14 protein-coding genes are annotated in these 19,489 nt (G+C 70.1%); 3 read left to right on the forward strand and 11 right to left on the reverse strand.

Going from position 1 to position 19,489, the window contains the following annotated elements; genetic code table 11:
- The first annotated feature begins 4 nt into the window (after nucleotides 1-4).
- From OHA98_RS35550 to OHA98_RS35560, 3 genes are all read left to right on the forward strand, one after another.
- A complete protein-coding gene (locus tag OHA98_RS35550; protein WP_266931811.1) occupies nucleotides 5-1,999 on the forward strand; it encodes a CocE/NonD family hydrolase in 1,995 nt (664 codons plus the stop codon).
- A gap of 147 nt (nucleotides 2,000-2,146) precedes the next feature.
- Nucleotides 2,147-3,376 (forward strand): fumarylacetoacetase, encoded by a 1,230-nt coding sequence (fahA, locus tag OHA98_RS35555; protein ID WP_266931812.1) that lies wholly within the window; start codon nucleotides 2,147-2,149, stop codon nucleotides 3,374-3,376.
- A 244-nt stretch (nucleotides 3,377-3,620) separates the two neighbouring features.
- A complete protein-coding gene (locus OHA98_RS35560) occupies nucleotides 3,621-4,229 on the forward strand; it encodes a Uma2 family endonuclease (protein ID WP_266931813.1) in 609 nt (202 codons plus the stop codon).
- A 30-nt stretch (nucleotides 4,230-4,259) separates the two neighbouring features.
- Here OHA98_RS35560 and recQ read toward each other — a convergent pair whose 3' ends face one another.
- The 11 genes from recQ to nuoE all read right to left on the reverse strand — a co-directional run bounded on the left by recQ (nucleotide 4,260) and on the right by nuoE (nucleotide 19,473).
- The gene (gene recQ / locus OHA98_RS35565) at nucleotides 4,260-6,275 is read right to left on the reverse strand and encodes a DNA helicase RecQ (RefSeq protein WP_266932556.1); all 2,016 of its coding nucleotides are present in this window, start codon (nucleotides 6,273-6,275) and stop codon (nucleotides 4,260-4,262) included.
- Nucleotides 6,276-6,434: 159 nt separating this feature from the next.
- Entirely contained in the window at nucleotides 6,435-8,096 is a 1,662-nt protein-coding gene (nuoN, locus tag OHA98_RS35570; protein ID WP_266931814.1) for an NADH-quinone oxidoreductase subunit NuoN, read from the reverse strand.
- On the reverse strand, nucleotides 8,093-9,664 hold the full coding sequence (locus OHA98_RS35575) for an NADH-quinone oxidoreductase subunit M (protein WP_266931815.1): 1,572 nt from the start codon (nucleotides 9,662-9,664) through the stop codon (nucleotides 8,093-8,095). Before OHA98_RS35575 ends, nuoN begins: the two co-directional genes overlap by 4 nt.
- A 5-nt stretch (nucleotides 9,665-9,669) precedes the next feature.
- Nucleotides 9,670-11,565 (reverse strand): NADH-quinone oxidoreductase subunit L, encoded by a 1,896-nt coding sequence (gene nuoL, locus OHA98_RS35580; protein WP_266931816.1) that lies wholly within the window; start codon nucleotides 11,563-11,565, stop codon nucleotides 9,670-9,672.
- Nucleotides 11,566-11,578: 13 nt separating this feature from the next.
- Complete coding sequence (gene nuoK, locus OHA98_RS35585) at nucleotides 11,579-11,878, reverse strand: NADH-quinone oxidoreductase subunit NuoK (RefSeq protein WP_073718458.1); 300 nt, start codon at nucleotides 11,876-11,878, stop codon at nucleotides 11,579-11,581.
- Complete coding sequence (locus tag OHA98_RS35590; protein ID WP_266931817.1) at nucleotides 11,875-12,702, reverse strand: NADH-quinone oxidoreductase subunit J; 828 nt, start codon at nucleotides 12,700-12,702, stop codon at nucleotides 11,875-11,877. The genes nuoK and OHA98_RS35590 overlap by 4 nt, the downstream gene beginning before the upstream one ends.
- A complete protein-coding gene (gene nuoI / locus OHA98_RS35595) occupies nucleotides 12,699-13,400 on the reverse strand; it encodes an NADH-quinone oxidoreductase subunit NuoI (RefSeq protein ID WP_266931818.1) in 702 nt (233 codons plus the stop codon). Before nuoI ends, OHA98_RS35590 begins: the two co-directional genes overlap by 4 nt.
- The gene (nuoH, locus tag OHA98_RS35600; RefSeq protein WP_266931819.1) at nucleotides 13,366-14,769 is read right to left on the reverse strand and encodes an NADH-quinone oxidoreductase subunit NuoH; all 1,404 of its coding nucleotides are present in this window, start codon (nucleotides 14,767-14,769) and stop codon (nucleotides 13,366-13,368) included. Before nuoH ends, nuoI begins: the two co-directional genes overlap by 35 nt.
- Complete coding sequence (locus OHA98_RS35605; protein ID WP_266931820.1) at nucleotides 14,766-17,276, reverse strand: NADH-quinone oxidoreductase subunit G; 2,511 nt, start codon at nucleotides 17,274-17,276, stop codon at nucleotides 14,766-14,768. The genes nuoH and OHA98_RS35605 overlap by 4 nt, the downstream gene beginning before the upstream one ends.
- Nucleotides 17,273-18,637, reverse strand: a complete 1,365-nt coding sequence (nuoF, locus tag OHA98_RS35610) for an NADH-quinone oxidoreductase subunit NuoF (protein WP_266931821.1) — start codon at nucleotides 18,635-18,637, stop codon at nucleotides 17,273-17,275. Before nuoF ends, OHA98_RS35605 begins: the two co-directional genes overlap by 4 nt.
- Nucleotides 18,637-19,473: an NADH-quinone oxidoreductase subunit NuoE gene (gene nuoE / locus OHA98_RS35615; protein WP_266932557.1), complete on the reverse strand. Its 837-nt coding sequence runs from the start codon at nucleotides 19,471-19,473 to the stop codon at nucleotides 18,637-18,639. The genes nuoF and nuoE overlap by 1 nt, the downstream gene beginning before the upstream one ends.
- Nucleotides 19,474-19,489 lie beyond the last annotated feature (16 nt).

A 19,489-nucleotide genomic window follows, 5' to 3' on the forward strand; every position in this document is an offset into this window, starting at 1 on the left:
CGCCATGCACATCAGCACCGAGTTCCCGTACGAGACGACCCGCGAGGACGTCTGCATCCCGCTGCCGGACGGAACGCAGCTGTACGCCCGGATCTGGCGGCCGCTGACCGACGAGCCCGTCCCCGCCCTCCTGGAGTACCTGCCCTACCGGCTGAGCGACTGGACGGCGCCCCGCGACTGGCAGCGCCACCCCTGGTACGCGGGCCACGGCTACGCCTCCGTACGGGTCGACGTCCGGGGCCACGGCAACAGCGAGGGCATGCCGGGCGACGAGTACGACGCGACCGAACTGGACGACGGGGTCGCCGTCATCCACTGGCTGGCCCAGCAGGAGTGGTGCTCCGGCCGGGTCGGCATGTTCGGCATCTCCTGGGGCGGCTTCAACTCGCTCCAGATCGCCGCGCTCGCCCCCGAGCCGCTGAAGGCGATCGTCACCGTCTGCTCGGCCGACGACCGCTACGACAACGACGTCCACTACATGGGCGGCTCCGTCCTCGCCGTCGACATGCACGCCTGGGCGGCCACCATGCTCGCCTTCGTCTCCCGGCCACCGGACCCGGCCCAGGTCGGCGACGGCTGGAAGGCCATGTGGCTCAAGCGGCTGGAGGCGGTCGACCCCTTCATCCACACCTGGCTGGCCCACCAGACCCGCGACGACTACTGGAAGCACGGCAGCGTCTGCGAGGACTACGGCGCCATCAAGGCGAACGTCCTCGCGGTGGGCGGCTGGCACGACCCGTACCGCGACACCGTCCTCCGGCTCGTCGAGCACCTAGGCCCCGGGCAGGTCCGCGGGCTGATCGGGCCGTGGTCGCACCAGTACCCGGACCGCGGGCTGCCGCCGGGACCGGCGATCGGCTTCCTCCAGGAGACGCTGCGCTGGTGGGACCAGCACCTCAAGGGCAAGGACACCGGGGTGATGGCGGAGCCGCTGCTGCGGTCCTGGATCAGCGGCTCGCACCCGCCCGCCACGGTGTACGAGACGCTGCCCGGCCGCTGGGTCGGTGACGCGAGCTGGCCCTCGGAGAACGTGGCGCCGGTCGCGTACGCCCTCCAGGGCGGCGCCCGGATCGTGCGCTCGCCGCAGCAGACCGGGGTGGACGCGGGCCGCTTCTTCCCGTTCGGCAACGACGCCGACCTGCCGCCCGACCAGCGCGACGAGGACGCCAAGTCGGTGTCGTTCGAGTTCCCCGTCGAGAACGCCCCCATCGAGATCCTGGGCCGCCCCCGGGTGAAGCTCCGGATCCGGATGGACGTGCCGCGCGGCCAGGCCATCGCCCGGCTGTGCGATGTGGCCCCGGACGGCTCCTCCACGCTGGTCACCCGCGGCGTCCTCAACCTCTCGGCCCGGCACGGACGCGACCGCTGCGAGGACTGGCCCGTCGGCGCGACCGAGGACGTGACCTTCGAGCTGAACGGCATCGGACACACCTTCCCGCCCGGACACCGGATCAGGCTCGCGGTCTCCTCCTCGTACTGGCCCTGGATCTGGCCGCAGGCCGGCTCGGCGGGCTTCACCCTCGACGCGGACGGCAGCTTCGTCGAACTCCCGGTGCGCCGCCGCACGGAGGACCCGGCGATCACCTTCGGGGCACCGGAGCAGTCCGAACCGCTGGGCGTCGTCCACCCGGTCACCCTCGACGAACAGCGCCCCGAGCGGCTGGTGGTCCGCGACGTCGCCAAGGGCGAATGGCGGATGGAGGTCGACCCGAGGTACGGCGGCACCCGGGTCTACCCGGACGGGCTCGAATTCACCGAGGACGCGGTCGAGACGTACACGATCCAGGAGGACGACCCGCTCTCCGCCCGGACCCGCTCCGACTGGACGATCCGGCTCCACCGGCCCGAGATGGCCTGGGACGTGCGGATCGAGACCCGCTCCGAGATCAGCGCGGACGCGGACGACTTCATCACCTCCAACGAGGTGGTCTGCAAGGACGGTGGCGAGGTCGTCTTCCACCGCACCTGGGAGAAGCGCATTCCGCGCACGGCGGGGTAAGCCGCCCGGAGGTACGCGTGGGGCATCCGGATTTCCGGGTGCCCCACAGAACTTTCCGGGCATTGCGCATAGTTGGGGCACTGCCGCGGGGTAGGCGCACCGACGTAACGTGTCCCCCAAGCGACCTGGAAAGCGAGGCAGCAACACATGTCCGAGCAGAGCAGCCCGCTCGATCTGGCCGAGGGCGATCCCTTCGGCCCGCACAACCTTCCGTACGGAGTGTTCTCCACCCCCGGCCACCCCGACGACCGCCGGGTCGGCGTCCGCATCGGCAACCACGTACTGGACGCCGGAGCGGCCGCACACGCGCTCGGCTCGCCCTACGCCCAGCTGCTGGCCCAGCCCAGCCTGACCCCGCTGCTCGCGGCCGGGCGCACGGCCTGGCGCGACGTACGGCGGGCGCTCACCGCCTGGGTGAGCGTCCCGGCCCACCGCGCGGACATCGAGCCGCTGCTGCACCCCGTCGACGCGGTGACGCTGCACCTCCCCTACGAGGTCGCGGACTACGTCGACTTCTACGCGAGCGAGCACCACGCCACCAACGTCGGCCGGATCTTCCGCCCGGACGGCGACGCGCTGACGCCCAACTGGAAGCACCTGCCGATCGGTTACCACGGCCGGGCGGGCACGGTCGTCGTCTCCGGTACGGATGTGGTGCGGCCCGCCGGCCAGCGCAAGGCCCCCTCCGACCCGGCGCCGGTCTTCGGCCCCTCGGTGAAGCTGGACATCGAGGCCGAGGTCGGATTCGTCGTGGGCGTCCCCTCGGAGCAGGGCACCCCGGTCCCGCTCGGCGATTTCCGCGAGCATGTCTTCGGGCTCTCGCTGCTCAACGACTGGTCGGCGCGCGACATCCAGGCCTGGGAGTACGTGCCGCTGGGCCCGTTCCTCGGCAAGTCCTTCGCCACCTCCGTATCGGCGTGGGTGACCCCGCTGGAGGCCCTGGACGCGGCCCGCACCGCACCGCCCGCCCGTGACTTCCCGCTCCTGCCCTACCTCGACGACGCGCGGGAGGAGGAGCCGGGCGGCATCGACCTGCGGATCTCCGTCGCGATCAACGGACAGGTGGTCGCGGAGCCGCCGTTCTCCTCCATGTACTGGACGGCGGCCCAGCAGCTGGCGCAGATGACGGTGAACGGCGCCTCGCTGCGCACCGGCGATCTGTACGGCTCCGGCACCGTCAGCGGCGCCGAACCGGGCCAGCGCGGCTCCCTGCTCGAACTCACCTGGAACGGCCGCGACCCGCTGGACCTGCCCGAGGGCAAGCGGACGTTCCTGGAGGACGGCGACACGGTGACGCTGACCGCCTGGGCCCCGGGCCCGGACGGGACGCGCGTCGGCCTCGGCGAGGTGACCGGCCGGATCGTTCCCGCGCCATGACCCCGGACACACCCGGACCGACGCTCCCCGGGGAGCTGCTGCCCGTCGGCTCGGTCCGGGTGTGACGGTGCACGCCGAACCCCGCACGGGCGGGGGCCCGGGGCGGGTGCGGGGGGGGGCTGGTGCGGGGCGGGCAGGACCGGTGGTCAGCGGCGTGCGATGCGTTCACACGTTCGGGGGAGCCGTCCGGTTCCCGGCGGATGCGCTGGTCGGACCCGCGAGACTCCGTCCCATGGGAGCACTGATGAGCGTCGAACCCGAGGCCCCCGAGCCGCGGTGGGCGGTTCCGCCCGAGGGCGGCTGGACCGCCGATGACCTGGACACACTCCCGAATCTGCCTCCGCACACGGAGCTGATCGACGGGAGCCTCGTTTTCGTGACTCCGCAGACCTTGTTCCATTCACGGGCGGTCGACTTCTTCGAATGGCGGCTGCAGTCGCTTGCCCCGCCCGAGCTGGAGGTGGTGCGCGAGTTCACCATCGACATCGACCGCTACAACCGGCCCGAGCCCGATGTGATCGTCATCGACGGTGAGATCATCAGTGATCCGGACCAGACCCGGTTCCCCGCCGGTTCGGTGCGTCTCGCCATCGAGGTCGTCTGCCCCGAGTCCCGGTCGCGCGACCGGGAGACCAAGCCCGTGAAGTACGCCCGTGCGACCATTCCCCACTACTGGCGGGTCGAGAACCACGACGGGCGGGCCGTGGTCTATGTCTTCGAGCGGGAACCGGCCACCGGCGCCTACACCTCGACCGGGATCTTCCACGACCGGATGAAGGTGTCCGTGCCCTTCCCCGTCGATCTGGACCTCACCGCGATCACCCCTCGCCGACGGGCAATGGACCTGGGTTAGGTCCACCGCCCGCCCCGAACCGCCCGGTACTCACTCGTACTCGGGCGGTTCCTCGTCCCAGCCGAACTCCGGATCGCTGTCCGGGACGGCCGGACGGGCAGCGGCCGGACGGGCAGCGGGTGCGGCGGCCCGGGTCCGTGCGGGTGCGGGGGCCGGTACCGCGGCAGGGGCAGGGGACGTGGGCTCCGGCTCGGCCGGTGCCGGGCCCAGCTCCGCCAGTACGGCCAGCACCCCTTCCCCGTACGTCGCCAGCTTCTTCTCGCCGAGGCCGCTGATGCCGCCGAGCTCGGCCAGTGAGCCGGGGCGCAGCGCGGCGATCTCCCGCAGGGTCGCGTCGTGGAAGATGACGTACGCCGGGACGCCCTGCTCCTTCGCCGTCGCGCCGCGCCAGGCGCGCAGCGCCTCGAAGACCGGGACGGCCGACTCGGGCAGCTCGGCGACGGCCGCCGCCGCCTTCGAGGAGCGCTCACTCTTCGTCGTGGACCGGGAGGTGGGCTTCTTGGGCTCCTTGCGCAGCAGCACCTCGCGCTCCCGGCCGAGCACGGTGCCGCTCTCCTCGGTGAGCACCAGCGTGCCGTACTCCCCCTCGACCGCGAGCAGCCCCTGGGCCAGCAGCTGGCGCACGACGCCCCGCCACTCCGCCTCGGCCAGCTCCTCGCCGATGCCGAAGACGGAGAGCTGGTCGTGGTCGAACTGGATGACCTTCGCGGTCTTGCGGCCCAGCAGGATGTCGATGATCTGGCCTGCACCGAACTTCTGCCCGCGCTCACGCTTCAGCCGGACCACGGTGGACAGCAGCTTCTGCGAGACGACGGTGCCGTCCCAGGTCTCGGGCGGGGTGAGGCAGGTGTCGCAGTTGCCGCAGGACTCCGCCGTGGGCTCCTGGCCGAAGTACGTCAGGAGCTGGGCCCGGCGGCACTGCACGGTCTCGCACAGCGCCAGCATCGAGTCCAGGTGGGAGGCCGCCCGGCGGCGGAACGCCTCGTCGCCCTCCCCGCCCTGGATCAGCTTGCGCTGCTGGACGACATCCTGGAGCCCGTAGGCCATCCATGCCGTGGACGGCGCCCCGTCACGGCCGGCGCGGCCGGTCTCCTGGTAGTAGCCCTCGACGGACTTCGGCAGGTCGAGGTGGGCGACGAAGCGGACGTCCGGCTTGTCGATGCCCATGCCGAAGGCGATGGTCGCGACGACGACCAGGCCCTCCTCCCGCAGGAAGCGCGCCTGGTGGACGGCGCGCGTCCCGGCGTCCAGTCCCGCGTGGTACGGCACGGCCTCGATGCCGTTGCGGCAGAGATACTCGGCGGTCTTCTCGGTCGAGTTGCGCGACAGGCAGTAGACGATGCCCGCGTCCCCGTCGTGCTCCTCCTTCAGGAAGGTCAGCAGCTGCTTCTTCGGGTCGGCCTTCGGTACGACGCGGTACTGGATGTTGGGCCGGTCGAAGCTGGCGACGAAGTGCTTGGCGTCGGGCATCCCCAGCCGCTGGGTGATCTCCCGGTGGGTGGCGTCGGTCGCGGTCGCCGTCAGCGCGATCCGCGGGACGTCCGGCCAGCGCTCGCCCAGCACGGACAGGGTCAGGTAGTCGGGGCGGAAGTCGTGGCCCCACTGGGCCACACAGTGCGCCTCGTCGATCGCGAAGACGGAGATCTCGCCGCGGGCGAGCAGGGAGAGCGTGGAGTCCAGGCGCAGCCGCTCCGGAGCCAGGTACAGCAGGTCGAGCTCGCCCGCGAGGAACTGGGCCTCCATCGAGCGGCGCTCGTCGAGGTCCTGGGTGGAGTTGACGAAGCCGGCCCGCACCCCGAGCGCCCGCAGGGCGTCCACCTGGTCCTGCATGAGGGCGATCAGCGGCGAGACGACGATGCCGGTGCCGGGCCTGACCAGCGCCGGGATCTGGTAGCAGAGGGACTTGCCACCGCCGGTCGGCATGAGCACGACCGCGTCGCCGCCCGCCACCACATGCTCGATGACCGCGCCCTGCTCGCCGCGGAACGATTCGTATCCGAATACGCGATGCAGTGTGCGCTGCGCATCGCTCTCGGTCACATCCATGGTCATGCCCGTTCCGCTCATCGCTCTGTCCCTGGGTTCCGTCGCGCTACGCCCGCACCGTCCCCTGCCACGATAGGCGCCATCAGTGACAACGCCGGACGGGCCCGGAAATCGGGCCCGCCCGGCGGGTGGGGTCGGTGACGGCCTGCCGCTCGCCGCTTACCGCGCGAACACTCCCGCCTGACCCGCCAGGTCCAGGAAGTACTGCGGGGCCAGGCCCAGCACCAGCGTGACCGCGACGCCGACACCGATCGTCGTCATCGTCAGCGGGGACGGGACGGCGACCGTCGGGCCGTCCGCCTTCGGCTCGCTGAAGAACATCAGGACGATGACCCGGATGTAGAAGAACGCGGCGATGGCCGAGGAGATCACACCGACCACGACCAGCGCACCCGCGCCGCTCTCCGCCGCCGCCTTGAAGACCGCGAACTTCCCGGAGAAGCCCGAGGTCAGCGGGATACCGGCGAAGGCCAGCAGGAACACCGCGAAGACCGCGGCGACCAGCGGCGAGCGCCGGCCGAGGCCGGCCCACTTGGACAGGTGCGTGGCCTCGCCGCCCGCGTCGCGGACCAGGGTGACGACGGCGAAGGCACCGACCGTCACGAAGGAGTACGCGGCGAGGTAGAAGAGGACCGAGGAGATGCCGTTCGGGTTGGTCGCGATGACACCCGAGAGGATGAAGCCCGCGTGCGCGACGGAGGAGTAGGCCAGCATCCGCTTGATGTCGGTCTGGGTGATCGCGACGATCGCCCCGCCCAGCATCGTGAGGATGGCCACGCCCCACATGACCGGGCGCCAGTCCCAGGTGAGCCCCGGCAGCACCACGTACATCAGGCGCAGCAGCGCACCGAACGCGGCGACCTTCGTGGCCGCGGCCATGAAACCGGTGACCGGGGTCGGGGCACCCTGGTAGACGTCCGGGGTCCACATGTGGAACGGGACCGCGCCGACCTTGAAGAGCAGTCCGGTCAGCACCATCGCGCCGCCGATGAGCAGCAGCACGTCGTTGCCCATGGTGTCGGCGAGGGCCGGGTCGATCTCCAGGACGGAGCCGTCGACCACGTCGGCGATCCGGGCGTAGGAGAGGGAGCCCGCGTACCCGTACAGCAGGGCGATCCCGAACAGGAAGAACGCCGAGGAGAACGCGCCGAGCAGGAAGTACTTCACCGCGGCCTCCTGCGACAGCAGCCGCTTGCGGCGGGCGAGGGCGCACAGGAGGTAGAGCGGGAGCGAGAAGACTTCCAGGGCGATGAAGAGGGTCAGCAGATCGTTGGCGGCCGGGAAGACCAGCATGCCCGCGATGCAGAAGAGGACCAGCGGGAAGACCTCGGTCGTGGTGAAACCGGCCCTGACCGCGGCCTTCTCGCCGTCGCTGCCCGGCACGGCGCCGGCCTGTGCGACGAAGGAGTCGACCCGGTTGCCGTGCGACTCGGGGTCCAGCCGCCGCTCGGCGAAGGTGAAGACCGCCACCACCGAGACCAGCAGAATGGTGCCCTGGAGGAACAGCGTGGGGCCGTCGATCGCGATGGCCTTCATCGCCGCGAGGTGCGGCTCGGAGGCGTACCCGTCGGCCGCGAGGGCCACGACCGCGGCGAACGAGGCGGCGAGGGCCACGACGGTCAGGAAGACCTGCGTGTAGTAACGGGCCCGGCGCGGCACGAATGCCTCGACCAGGATGCCGAGGACGGCGGCGCCGATCACGATCAGCACCGGCGCCAGTTGGCCGTACTCGATGGTCGGCGCCTTGAACTTCTGGTCCGCGGCGGCCGTCGTCCACCCGCCCGCCGTCGTCCACAGGCTGTGGACAGCTGTTGCGCTCACTTGGCGGCCTCCACCTCGGGCTGGGGGTCCTTCTTCTGTACGTCCTGCATGGTGTGCTGCACCGCGGGGTTGACGACCTCGGTGAGCGGCTTCGGGAAGACCCCCAGGAGGACCAGCAGCGCGATCAGCGGGAGAGCCACCACGAGCTCCCGCGCCTTGAGGTCCGGCATCCCCTGGACCGAGGCCTTGACCGGGCCGGTCATCGTGCGCTGGTAGAGGACGAGGACGTAGAGCGCGGCGAGCACGATGCCGGAGGTGGCGATGATGCCCGCCACCGGATACGCGCTGAACGTGCCGACGAGCACCAGGAACTCGCTGACGAACGGGGCGAGGCCGGGCAGCGAGAGCGTGGCCAGACCGCCGATCAGGAAGGTCCCGGCCAGCACGGGTGCCACCTTCTGCACCCCGCCGTAGTCCGCGATGAGCCGCGAGCCGCGCCGGGTGATCAGGAACCCGGCGACCAGCAGCAGCGCGGCCGTCGAGATGCCGTGGTTGACCATGTAGAGCGTGGCGCCCGACTGGCCCTGGCTGGTCATCGCGAAGATGCCCAGGATGATGAAGCCGAAGTGCGAGATCGAGGCGTAGGCGATCAGCCGCTTGATGTCGCGCTGGCCGACCGCGAGCAGCGCCCCGTACACGATGGAGATCAGCGCCAGGACGAGGACGACGGGCGTCGCCCACTTGCTGGCCTCCGGGAAGAGCTGGAGGCAGAAGCGGAGCATCGCGAACGTGCCGACCTTGTCGACGACCGCGGTGATCAGCACGGCGACCGGCGCGGTCGCCTCACCCATCGCATTGGGCAGCCAGGTGTGCAGCGGCCACAGCGGGGCCTTCACCGCGAAGGCGAAGAAGAACCCGAGGAACAGCCACCGCTCGGTGCTGGTCGCCATCTCCAGCGACCCGTTGGCCCGTGCCTCGGCGATCTCGGAGAGCGAGAAGGTCCCCGCGACGACGTACAGGCCGATGACCGCGGCCAGCATGATCAGGCCGCCGGCCAGGTTGTAGAGGAGGAACTTCACCGCGGCGTACGAGCGTTGCGTCGCCGCGTTCTCGTCGCTGCCGGCGTGGGCCCGGTCCCCGAAGCCGCCGATGAGGAAGTACATCGGGATGAGCATGGCTTCGAACAGGATGTAGAAGAGGAAGACGTCGGTGGCCTCGAAGGAGAGGATCACCATCGCTTCGACCATCAGGATCAGGGCGAAGAAGCCCTGGGTGGGCCGCCAGCGCGAGGAGCGCGTCTCCAGGGGGTCGGCGTCGTTCCAGCCGGCCAGGATGACGAAGGGGATCAGCAGGGCGGTGAGCGCGAGGAGCGCCACCCCGATGCCGTCCACGCCCAGTTCGTACCGCACTCCGAAGTCGGCGATCCAGGCGTGCGATTCGGTGAGCTGGTAGCGGGCGCCGCCGGGTTCGAAGCGGAGGAAGACGACGGCCGCCAGGACGAACGTGCCCAGCGAGAAGAGCAGCGCGAGCCATTTGGCGGCGGTGCGCCGGGCGGCCGGGACGGCGGCGGTGACGATCGCACCGATCGCCGGGAGCGCGGCCGTCGCTGTCAGGAGAGGAAAGGACATGGTGATCAGACCGCCCTCATCAGCAGGGTTGCGGCGATGAGCACGGCCGTACCGCCGAACATCGAGACCGCGTAGGAGCGGGCGTAGCCGTTCTGCAGCTTGCGCAGCCGGCCGGAGAGCCCGCCGACCGAGGCGGCCGTGCCGTTGACGACACCGTCGACCAGGGTGTGGTCGACATAGACCAGGGAGCGGGTGAGGTGCTCGCCGCCGCGGACCAGGACCACATGGTTGAAGTCGTCCTGGAGCAGGTCGCGGCGGGCGGCCCGGGTGAGCAGCGAGCCGCGCGGGGCGACGACGGGGACGGGCTTGCGTCCATACATCAGCCAGGCGATGGCGACGCCGATGACCAGGACCACCATGGTGGCGCCGGTGACGGTGGTCGCGCTGACCGGGGCGTGGCCGTGGTCGTGTCCTGTGACGGGCTCCAGCCAGTGCATGAACCGGTCGCCGATGGAGAAGAAGCCACCGGCGAAGACCGAACCGAAGGCCAGCACGATCATGGGGATCGTCATCGACTTCGGGGACTCGTGCGGGTGCGGCTCGTGCCCTTCGGCGTCCGGCTGCCAGCGCTTCTCGCCGAAGAACGTCAGCAGCATCACGCGGGTCATGTAGAACGCGGTGATCGCGGCGCCCAGCAGGGCGACCGAGCCGAGGATCCAGCCCTCGGTGCCGCCCTTGGCGAAGGCCGCCTCGATGATCTTGTCCTTGGAGAAGAAGCCGGACAGACCGGGGAAGCCGATGATCGCGAGATAGCCGAGCCCGAAGGTGATGAAGGTGACCGGCATGTACTTCCGCAGGCCGCCGTACTTGCGCATGTCGACCTCGTCGTTCATGCCGTGCATGACCGAACCGGCACCGAGGAAGAGCCCGGCCTTGAAGAAGCCGTGCGTCACCAGGTGCATGATCGCGAAGACATAGCCGATGGGGCCGAGGCCCGCGGCCAGGATCATGTAGCCGATCTGCGACATCGTCGACCCGGCGAGCGCCTTCTTGATGTCGTCCTTCGCGCAACCGACGATCGCACCGAACAGGAGCGTGACGGCACCGACGATGACGACGGCCATCTGTGCGTCCGGGGCGGCGTTGAAGATCGCGCCGGACCTGACGATGAGATAGACACCCGCGGTCACCATGGTGGCGGCGTGGATGAGGGCGGAGACCGGGGTCGGGCCCTCCATCGCGTCACCGAGCCACGACTGGAGCGGTACCTGGGCCGACTTGCCGCAGGCGGCGAGCAGCAGCATCAGGCCGATGGCCGTCAGCTTGCCCTGGCTCGTCTCACCGGTCGACTCCAGCACCGGGCCGAAGGCGAAGGTGCCGAAGGTGGTGAACATCAGCATGATGGCGATCGACAGGCCCATGTCGCCGACCCGGTTGACCAGGAAGGCCTTCTTGGCCGCGGTGGCCGCGCTGGGCTTGTGCTGCCAGAAGCCGATCAGCAGGTACGACGCCAGGCCGACGCCCTCCCACCCGACGTACAGCAGCAGGTAGTTGTCGGCGATGACGAGCAGGAGCATCGCCGCGAGGAACAGGTTCAGATAGCCGAAGAAGCGGCGCCTGCGCTCGTCGTGCTCCATGTAGCCGATGGAGTAGATGTGGATCAGCGTGCCCACACCCGTGATCAGCAGCACGAACGTCATCGACAGCTGGTCGAGCTGGAAGGCGATGTCGGCCTGGAAGCCCTCGACCGGAATCCAGCTGAACAGCTTCTGGTGCAGGGCCCGGTCCTCGGCCCCCTTGCCCAGCATGTCGAGGAAGAGGACGACTCCGACGACGAACGAGGCGGCGGCGAGCAGTGTGCCGAGCCAGTGTCCGGCACGGTCCAGCCGGCGGCCGCCGCACAGCAGGACCACCGCTCCGAGCAGGGGCGCCGCGACGAGCAGCGCAATCAGGTTCTCCACGATTTCCGACCCCTTACAGCTTCATCAGGCTGGCGTCGTCGACCGAGGCCGAGTGGCGGGAGCGGAACAGCGACACGATGATCGCGAGCCCGACGACGACTTCCGCGGCGGCGACGACCATCGTGAAGAACGCGACGATCTGCCCGTCGAGATTGCCGTGCATCCGGGAGAACGTGACGAACGCGAGGTTGCACGCGTTGAGCATCAGCTCCACACACATGAACACCACGATCGCGTTCCGCCTGATCAGCACCCCGGACGCGCCGATGGTGAACAACAGGGCCGCGAGGTAGAGGTAGTTGACCGGATTCACTTGGCGACCTCCTCTTCTTCGTTGTCACGGCCGAGCCGTTCCTCCGAGCGCTGCTCCAGCGCCTTGAGGTCGGCGAGCGCCTCGTGCGACACATCGCGGATCTGGCCGCGCTCGCGCAGCGTCCGCATGACGGTGAGCTCGGACGGGGTGCCGTCCGGGAGCAGACCGGCGATGTCCACCGCGTTGTGCCGGGCGTAGACGCCGGGGGCGGGCAGCGGCGGAAGCTGGCTGCTGCGCACGCGCGCCTCGGACATCTCCCGCTGGCTCTTGGCCCGTTCGGTGCGCTCGCGGTGGGTGAGCACCATCGCTCCGACGGTCGCGGTGATCAGCAGGGCGCCGGTGATCTCGAACGCGAAGACGTACTTGGTGAAGATCAGGTTGGCGAGCCCCTCGACATTCCCGCCGTGCTTGGCGTTGGCGGCGCCGAGCCCGTTGAAATTGTTCAGGGAGGCGTTGCCGATGCCCGCGACGAGCAGGACACCGAAGCCGAGTCCGCAGCCCGCGGCCAGCCAGCGCTGCCCCTTGAGGGTTTCCTTGAGCGAGTCCGCGGCCGTGACACCGACGAGCATGACCACGAAGAGGAACAGCATCATGATCGCGCCGGTGTAGACGACGACCTGGACGATGCCCAGGAAGTACGCGCCGTTGGCGAGGTAGAAGACGGCCAGGACGATCATGGTCCCGGCGAGCGAGAGGGCGCTGTGCACGGCCTTCTTCATCAGGACGGTGGACAGCGCGCCGATCACGGCGACGGTGCCCAGCACCCAGAACTGGATGGCCTCGCCGGTCGAGGTGGTGGAGGCCACCGCTGCCAGGCCGGTCATGCGTCCACCGCCTTGTCCTGCCGGCCGACTCCGCCGTCGGCGCCGTCGGCGGACTTGTCGTCCTCGCCCTTGGACACGGCGCGCTGGCGCTCCGTACCGGGGGCGGCCTCGGTCACCAGGCCGCGGTAGTAGTCCTGTTCGTCCATGCCCGGGAAGATCGCGTGCGGACTGTCGACCATGCCTTCCTCCAGGCCCGCGAGGAGCTCGTCCTTGGTGTAGATGAGGCTCTCGCGGGTGGTGTTGGCGAGCTCGAACTCGTTCGTCATCGTCAGCGCCCTGGTCGGGCAGGCCTCGATGCAGAGTCCGCAGAGGATGCAGCGCGCGTAGTTGATCTGGTAGACGCGGCCGTAGCGCTCCCCCGGGGAGTAGCGCTCCTCCTCGGTGTTGTCCGCGCCCTCCACATAGATGGCGTCCGCCGGACACGCCCAGGCGCACAGCTCGCAGCCGATGCACTTCTCCAGGCCGTCCGGATGACGGTTGAGCTGGTGGCGGCCGTGGAAGCGGGGCGCGGTCACCTTCTGCGTTTCCGGGTACTGCTCGGTCAGCCGCTTCTTGAACATGGCCTTGAAGGTCACACCGAAGCCGGCCACAGGATTCTGGAACTTGTCCTCCGAGGATCCCGAGGACCCTGTGGGTTCGCTCGATCCCCTGGGTTCCGATGACTCAGACACCGTCAGCCTCCTTTCCGTCACTCGCATTTCCGTCACTCTGAGTATCCGGCCCACCACTGACAACGAGCTCCCGCTCGCGTCGTGGCCTGCGGCGCGGCACGGTCGGCAGGGTCTGTCCGGGCAGCGGCGGCACCGGGAATCCGCCCGCCATCGGGTCGAACGCGGGCTCCGGTCCGGCCGCCGCCTCCTCGGCCTTCGCCTTGCGGTCGCGGAAGATGTCGACGACGAAGGAGATCAGCAGGACCGCGATCACGGCCCCGGCGACGTACAGCACGATCCGGGAGAAGTCGTAGCCCTCGTTGCGCAGCGCGCGGACCGTGGCGACGAGCATCAGCCAGACCACGGAGACCGGGATCAGGACCTTCCAGCCGAGCTTCATCAGCTGGTCGTAGCGGACACGGGGCAGCGTGCCGCGCAGCCAGATGAAGAAGAACAGCAGCAGCTGGACCTTGATGACGAACCAGAGCATCGGCCACCAGCCGTGGTTCGCGCCCTCCCAGAAGGTGCTGATCGGGTACGGAGCCCGCCAGCCGCCGAGGAAGAGGGTCACGGAGACCGCGGAGACGGTGACCATGTTGACGTACTCGGCGAGCATGAACATCGCGAACTTGATCGACGAGTACTCGGTGTTGAAGCCGCCGACGAGGTCGCCCTCGGACTCCGGCATGTCGAACGGGGCGCGGTTCGTCTCGCCGACCATCGTGACGATGTAGATGATGAAGGAGACCGGCAGCAGGATGATGAACCAGCGGTCCTCCTGCGCCTCCACGATCTTCGAGGTCGACATCGACCCGGAGTAGAGGAAGACCGAGGCGAACGCGGCACCCATCGCGATCTCGTAGCTGATCATCTGGGCGCAGGACCGGAGCCCGCCGAGCAGCGGGTACGTCGATCCGGAGGACCAGCCCGCCAGCACGATGCCGTAGATGCCGACCGAGGCGACCGCGAGGATGTACAGCATCGCGATCGGCAGGTCGGTCAGCTGCATCGTCGTACGGTGACCGAAGATCGAGACCTCGTTGCCGGACGGGCCGAACGGGATCACGGCGATCGCCATGAACGCCGGAATGGCCGCGACGATCGGCGCGAGGACGTAGACGACCTTGTCCGCCCGCTTGACGATGACGTCTTCCTTCAGCATCAGTTTGACGCCGTCGGCGAGCGACTGGAGCATGCCCCAGGGTCCGTGCCGGTTGGGCCCGATGCGCAGCTGCATCCAGGCGACGACCTTGCGCTCCCACACGATGGAGAACAGCACGGTCACCATCAGGAACGCGAAGCAGAAGACCGCCTTGATGACGACGAGCCACCAGGGGTCGGTGCCGAACATCGAGAGATCCTCGGCGGCGAGAGGGGCACCGTGCGGTGCCGTCGCGAGTGCGGCGAGGCCAGTCACGCTCGTACCTCCGATGGTTCGACGGGAGCACCGGGTGCGGCGGCGGGGCCGATCCGCACCAGGCCGCCGGGGCGTGCGCCGGTGTCACCGGGGATGCCCCGCCCGACGGAGTTCAGCGGCACCCAGACCACCCGGTCCGGCATGTCGGTGACCTTCAGCGGGAGTTCGACGGTGCCGGTGGGTCCGGTCACGGCCAGCAGGTCGCCGTCCTTCACCCCGGACTCGGCCGCCGTGGTGGCCGAGAGCCGGGCGACGGCCGCGTGCCGGGTCCCGGCGAGCGCCGTGTCGCCCTCCTGGAGGCGGCCCAGGTCCAGCAGCATCCGGTGGCCCGCGAGGACCGCCTCGCCGTCGCCGGGCCGGGGCAGCGGCTGCGCCGGCTCCCTCGGGTCCTGGGCGTGACCGCCCTGCCCCCCGCCGAGCCGGTCCAGCTCGCGCCGGGCCGACTTCAGGTCGGGCAGTGCGAGATGTACGTCCATGGCGTCGGCCAGCATGTGCAGCACCCGGGCATCGCTCGGGCAGAGCGTCCGGGGCATCTGCTCGGGCTTCAGCGCCGCCTCGAACAGCCGGGCCCTGCCCTCCCAGTTGAGGAAGGTGCCGGGCTTCTCGGCCACCGCGGCGACCGGGAAGACCACGTCAGCCCGCTCCGTGACCTCGCTGGGCCGCAGCTCCAGCGAGACCAGGAAGCCGACCCGGTCCAGGGCCTGAAGGGCGCGTTCCGGGTCGGGCAGGTCGGTGACCCCGACCCCGGCGACGAGCAGTGCGCCCAGTTCACCGGTGGCCGCCGCCTCCACGATCTGGCCCGTGTCGCGGCCGTAGCGGGCGGGGAGTTCGGCGACGCCCCAGGCGGCCGCCACCTCGTCCCTGGCCCGCGGGTCGGTGGCCGGGCGGCCGCCGGGCAGCAGCGACGGGACCGCGCCCGCCTCCACCGCACCGCGCTCGCCGGCCCGGCGCGGGATCCACACGAGCGTGGCGCCGGTCGCGGCCGCGGTCCGTACGGCGGCGCTCAGCGCACCGGGTACCCCCGCCAGCCGCTCGCCCACCACGATCACGGAGCCCTCACCGCGCAGCGCCTCGGCCGCCGCGGACCCTTCGCCGTCCAGCCCGACCCCGCCCGCGAGCGCGTCCAGCCATTCGGTCTCGGTACCGGGGGCGGCGGGAAGCAGCGTGCCGCCCGTCTTCTCCAGACCGCGTGAGGCGTGCGAGGCGAGGGCGAAGGTGCGCTGACCGTGCTTGCGGTGCGCCTTGCGCAGCCGCAGGAAGACGCCGGGGGCCTCCTCCTCGGACTCGAACCCGGCCAGCAGAACGGCCGGGGCCTTCTCCAGGGAGGTGTACGTGACCCCGTCGCCGTCCAGGTCGCGTCCGCGTCCGGCGACGCGGGCCGCCAGGAAGTCGGCCTCCTCGCCGCTGTGGACACGGGCCCGGAAGTCGATGTCGTTGGTGTCGAGGGCGACCCGGGCGAACTTGCTGTAGGCGTAGGCGTCCTCGACGGTCAGCCGGCCGCCGGTCAGGACCCCGGTCCTGCCGCGCGCGGCGCCGAGACCGGCGGCCGCGGCGGCCAGCGCCTCGGGCCAGCCCGCCGGTTCCAGCACACCGTCCGCGTTGCGCACGAGCGGGTGGGTGAGCCGGTCGCGCTGCTGGGCGTAACGGAAGCCGAACCGCCCCTTGTCGCAGAGCCACTCCTCGTTGACCTCGGGCTCGTTGGCCGCGAGGCGCCGCATGACCTTGCCGCGCCGGTGGTCGGTACGGGTCGCGCAGCCGCCCGCGCAGTGCTCGCAGACCGAGGGCGTCGACACCAGGTCGAAGGGGCGGGAGCGGAACCGGTACGCCGCCGAGGTCAGCGCGCCGACCGGGCAGATCTGGATGGTGTTGCCGGAGAAGTACGACTCGAACGGGTCGCCCTGCCCGGTGCCGACCTGCTGGAGCGCGCCGCGCTCGATCAGCTCGATCATCGGGTCGCCCGCCACCTGGTTGGAGAACCGGGTGCAGCGCGCGCAGAGCACGCACCGTTCACGGTCCAGCAGTACCTGGGTGGAGATCGGGACGGGCTTCTCGAAGGTGCGCTTCTTGCCGTCGAACCGTGAGTCGCTGTCGCCGTGCGACATCGCCTGGTTCTGGAGCGGGCACTCGCCGCCCTTGTCGCAGACGGGGCAGTCCAGCGGGTGGTTGATGAGCAGGAGCTCCATCACCCCCTTCTGGGCCTTCTCCGCGACCGGCGAGGAGATCTGCGACTTCACGACCATGCCGTCGGTGCAGGTGATGGTGCAGGACGCCATCGGCTTGCGCTGGCCCTCGACCTCGACGATGCACTGGCGGCAGGCGCCGGCCGGGTCGAGGAGCGGGTGGTCGCAGAAGCGCGGGATCTCGATGCCGAGGAGCTCGGCCGCCCGGATGACCAGGGTGCCCTTGGGGACGCTGATCTCGATGCCGTCGATGGTCAGCGTGACAAGGTCCTCGGGCGGGAGAGCCGCCTCGCCGCCCCCGGAGGGCGCACTCGTGGTGACTGTCATGCGTTCACCCCCCGGTGAGTGTTCTTGTCGTCGGCCCAGACGGTCGACTTGGCGGGATCGAAGGGGCAGCCCCTGCCCGTGATGTGCTGCTCGTACTCCTCGCGGAAGTACTTCAGCGAGGAGAAGATCGGCGAGGCGGCGCCGTCGCCGAGGGCGCAGAAGGACTTGCCGTTGATGTTGTCGGCGATGTCGTTGAGCTTGTCGAGGTCGGACATCCGGCCCTTGCCGGCCTCGATGTCGCGCAGCAGCTGGACGAGCCAGTACGTGCCCTCGCGGCACGGTGTGCACTTGCCGCAGGACTCGTGGGCGTAGAACTCGGTCCACCGGGTGACGGCCCGTACGACACAGGTCGTCTCGTCGAAGCACTGGAGCGCCTTGGTGCCGAGCATCGACCCGGCGGCGCCGACGCCCTCGTAGTCCAGGGGGACGTCGAGGTGTTCGTCGGTGAACATCGGGGTGGAGGAGCCGCCCGGGGTCCAGAACTTCAGGCGGTGACCGGCCCGGATGCCGCCGCTCATGTCGAGCAGCTGACGCAGGGTGATGCCGAGCGGGGCCTCGTACTGGCCGGGGCTGGTGACGTGTCCGCTCAGCGAGTACAGCGTGAAGCCCGGGGACTTCTCGCTGCCCATCGACTTGAACCAGTCCTTGCCCTTGTTCAGGATCGCGGGAACCGAGGCGATGGACTCGACGTTGTTCACCACAGTGGGGCAGGCGTACAGACCGGCGACCGCGGGGAAGGGAGGGCGCAGCCGGGGCTGGCCACGCCGTCCTTCGAGCGAGTCGAGCAGCGCGGTTTCCTCACCACAGATGTACGCACCGGCACCCGCGTGCACCGTGAGTTCCAGGTCGAGACCCGAACCCAGGATGTCCTTCCCCAGATAACCCGCCTCGTAGGCCTCGCGTACGGCCTCGTGCAGGCGCCGCAGCACGGGGACCACTTCGCCGCGCAGATAGATGAAGGCGTGCGAGGAGCGGATCGCGTAACAGGCGATCACCATGCCCTCGATGAGGCTGTGCGGGTTGGCGAAGAGGAGCGGGATGTCCTTGCAGGTCCCGGGCTCCGACTCGTCGGCGTTGACGACCAGGTAGTGCGGCTTGCCGTCGCCCTGCGGGATGAACTGCCACTTCATCCCGGTGGGGAAGCCCGCGCCGCCGCGTCCGCGCAGACCGGAGTCCTTGACGTACGCGATGAGGTCGTCGGGCGACATGGCCAGCGCCTTGCGCAGTCCCTGGTACCCGTCGTGGCGCCGGTAGGTGTCCAGCGTCCAGGATTCGGGCTCGTCCCAGAAGGCGGAGAGCACGGGCGAGAGCAGCTTCTCGGGGCTGGTCCCGTTCGTGTCGATCTCGGCGGCCAAGGTCATCACTCCCCCTCCTCGGCTGCGGGCCCGGCCGGGTGCTCCGGGTCGGAGGCCGAGGTCTGCTGTGGTGCGTCATGAGAGCTGAGGTGCTCGGACGGTGAAGGGTCGTGGGGCTGCGCGCCGCCGGGGGCGTTGCCGTGCGTCGCGCCGCGCGGCGAGACGACCCGGGCCTGCGGGGCGGCCTCGCCCTTGGCGAGCCTGAGCCCGATCAGCGAGGCGGGGCCCGCGCCGCCGCTCGCCCCGACGGCTCCGGGGCGCTCGTCGGGGAAGCCGGCCAGGATGCGCGACGTCTCCTTGTACGAGCAGAGCGGGGCGCCTCGGGTGGGTTCGACGGTACGTCCGGCGATCAGGTCGTCGACCAGTCGCGTCGCGCTCTCGGGCGTCTGGTTGTCGAAGAACTCCCAGTTGACCATCACGACGGGGGCGAAGTCGCAGGCCGCGTTGCACTCGATGTGTTCGAGCGTGACCTTGCCGTCCTCGGTGGTCTCGTCGTTGCCGACCCCGAGGTGGTCCTTCAGCCGGTCGAAGATGGCGTCGCCGCCCATGACGGCGCACAGGGTGTTGGTGCAGACGCCGACCTGGTACTCACCGCTGGGCCTGCGCCGGTACATGGTGTAGAAGGTCGCGACCGCGGTGACCTCGGCGGTGGTGAGGCCGAGCAGTTCGGCGCAGAAGGCCATGCCCGTACGGGAGACGTACCCTTCCTCGGCCTGCACCAGGTGGAGGAGCGGCAGCAGGGCGGAGCGGCTGTCGGGGTAGCGGGCGATCACCTCCTTCGCGTCCGCTTCGAGCCGGGCGCGCACGTCGTCCGGGTAGGCGGGGGCGGGGAGCTGCGGCATCCCCAGACTGACCTCT

Source organism: Streptomyces sp. NBC_00654 (assembly GCF_026341775.1).
GTDB lineage: Bacteria > Actinomycetota > Actinomycetes > Streptomycetales > Streptomycetaceae > Streptomyces.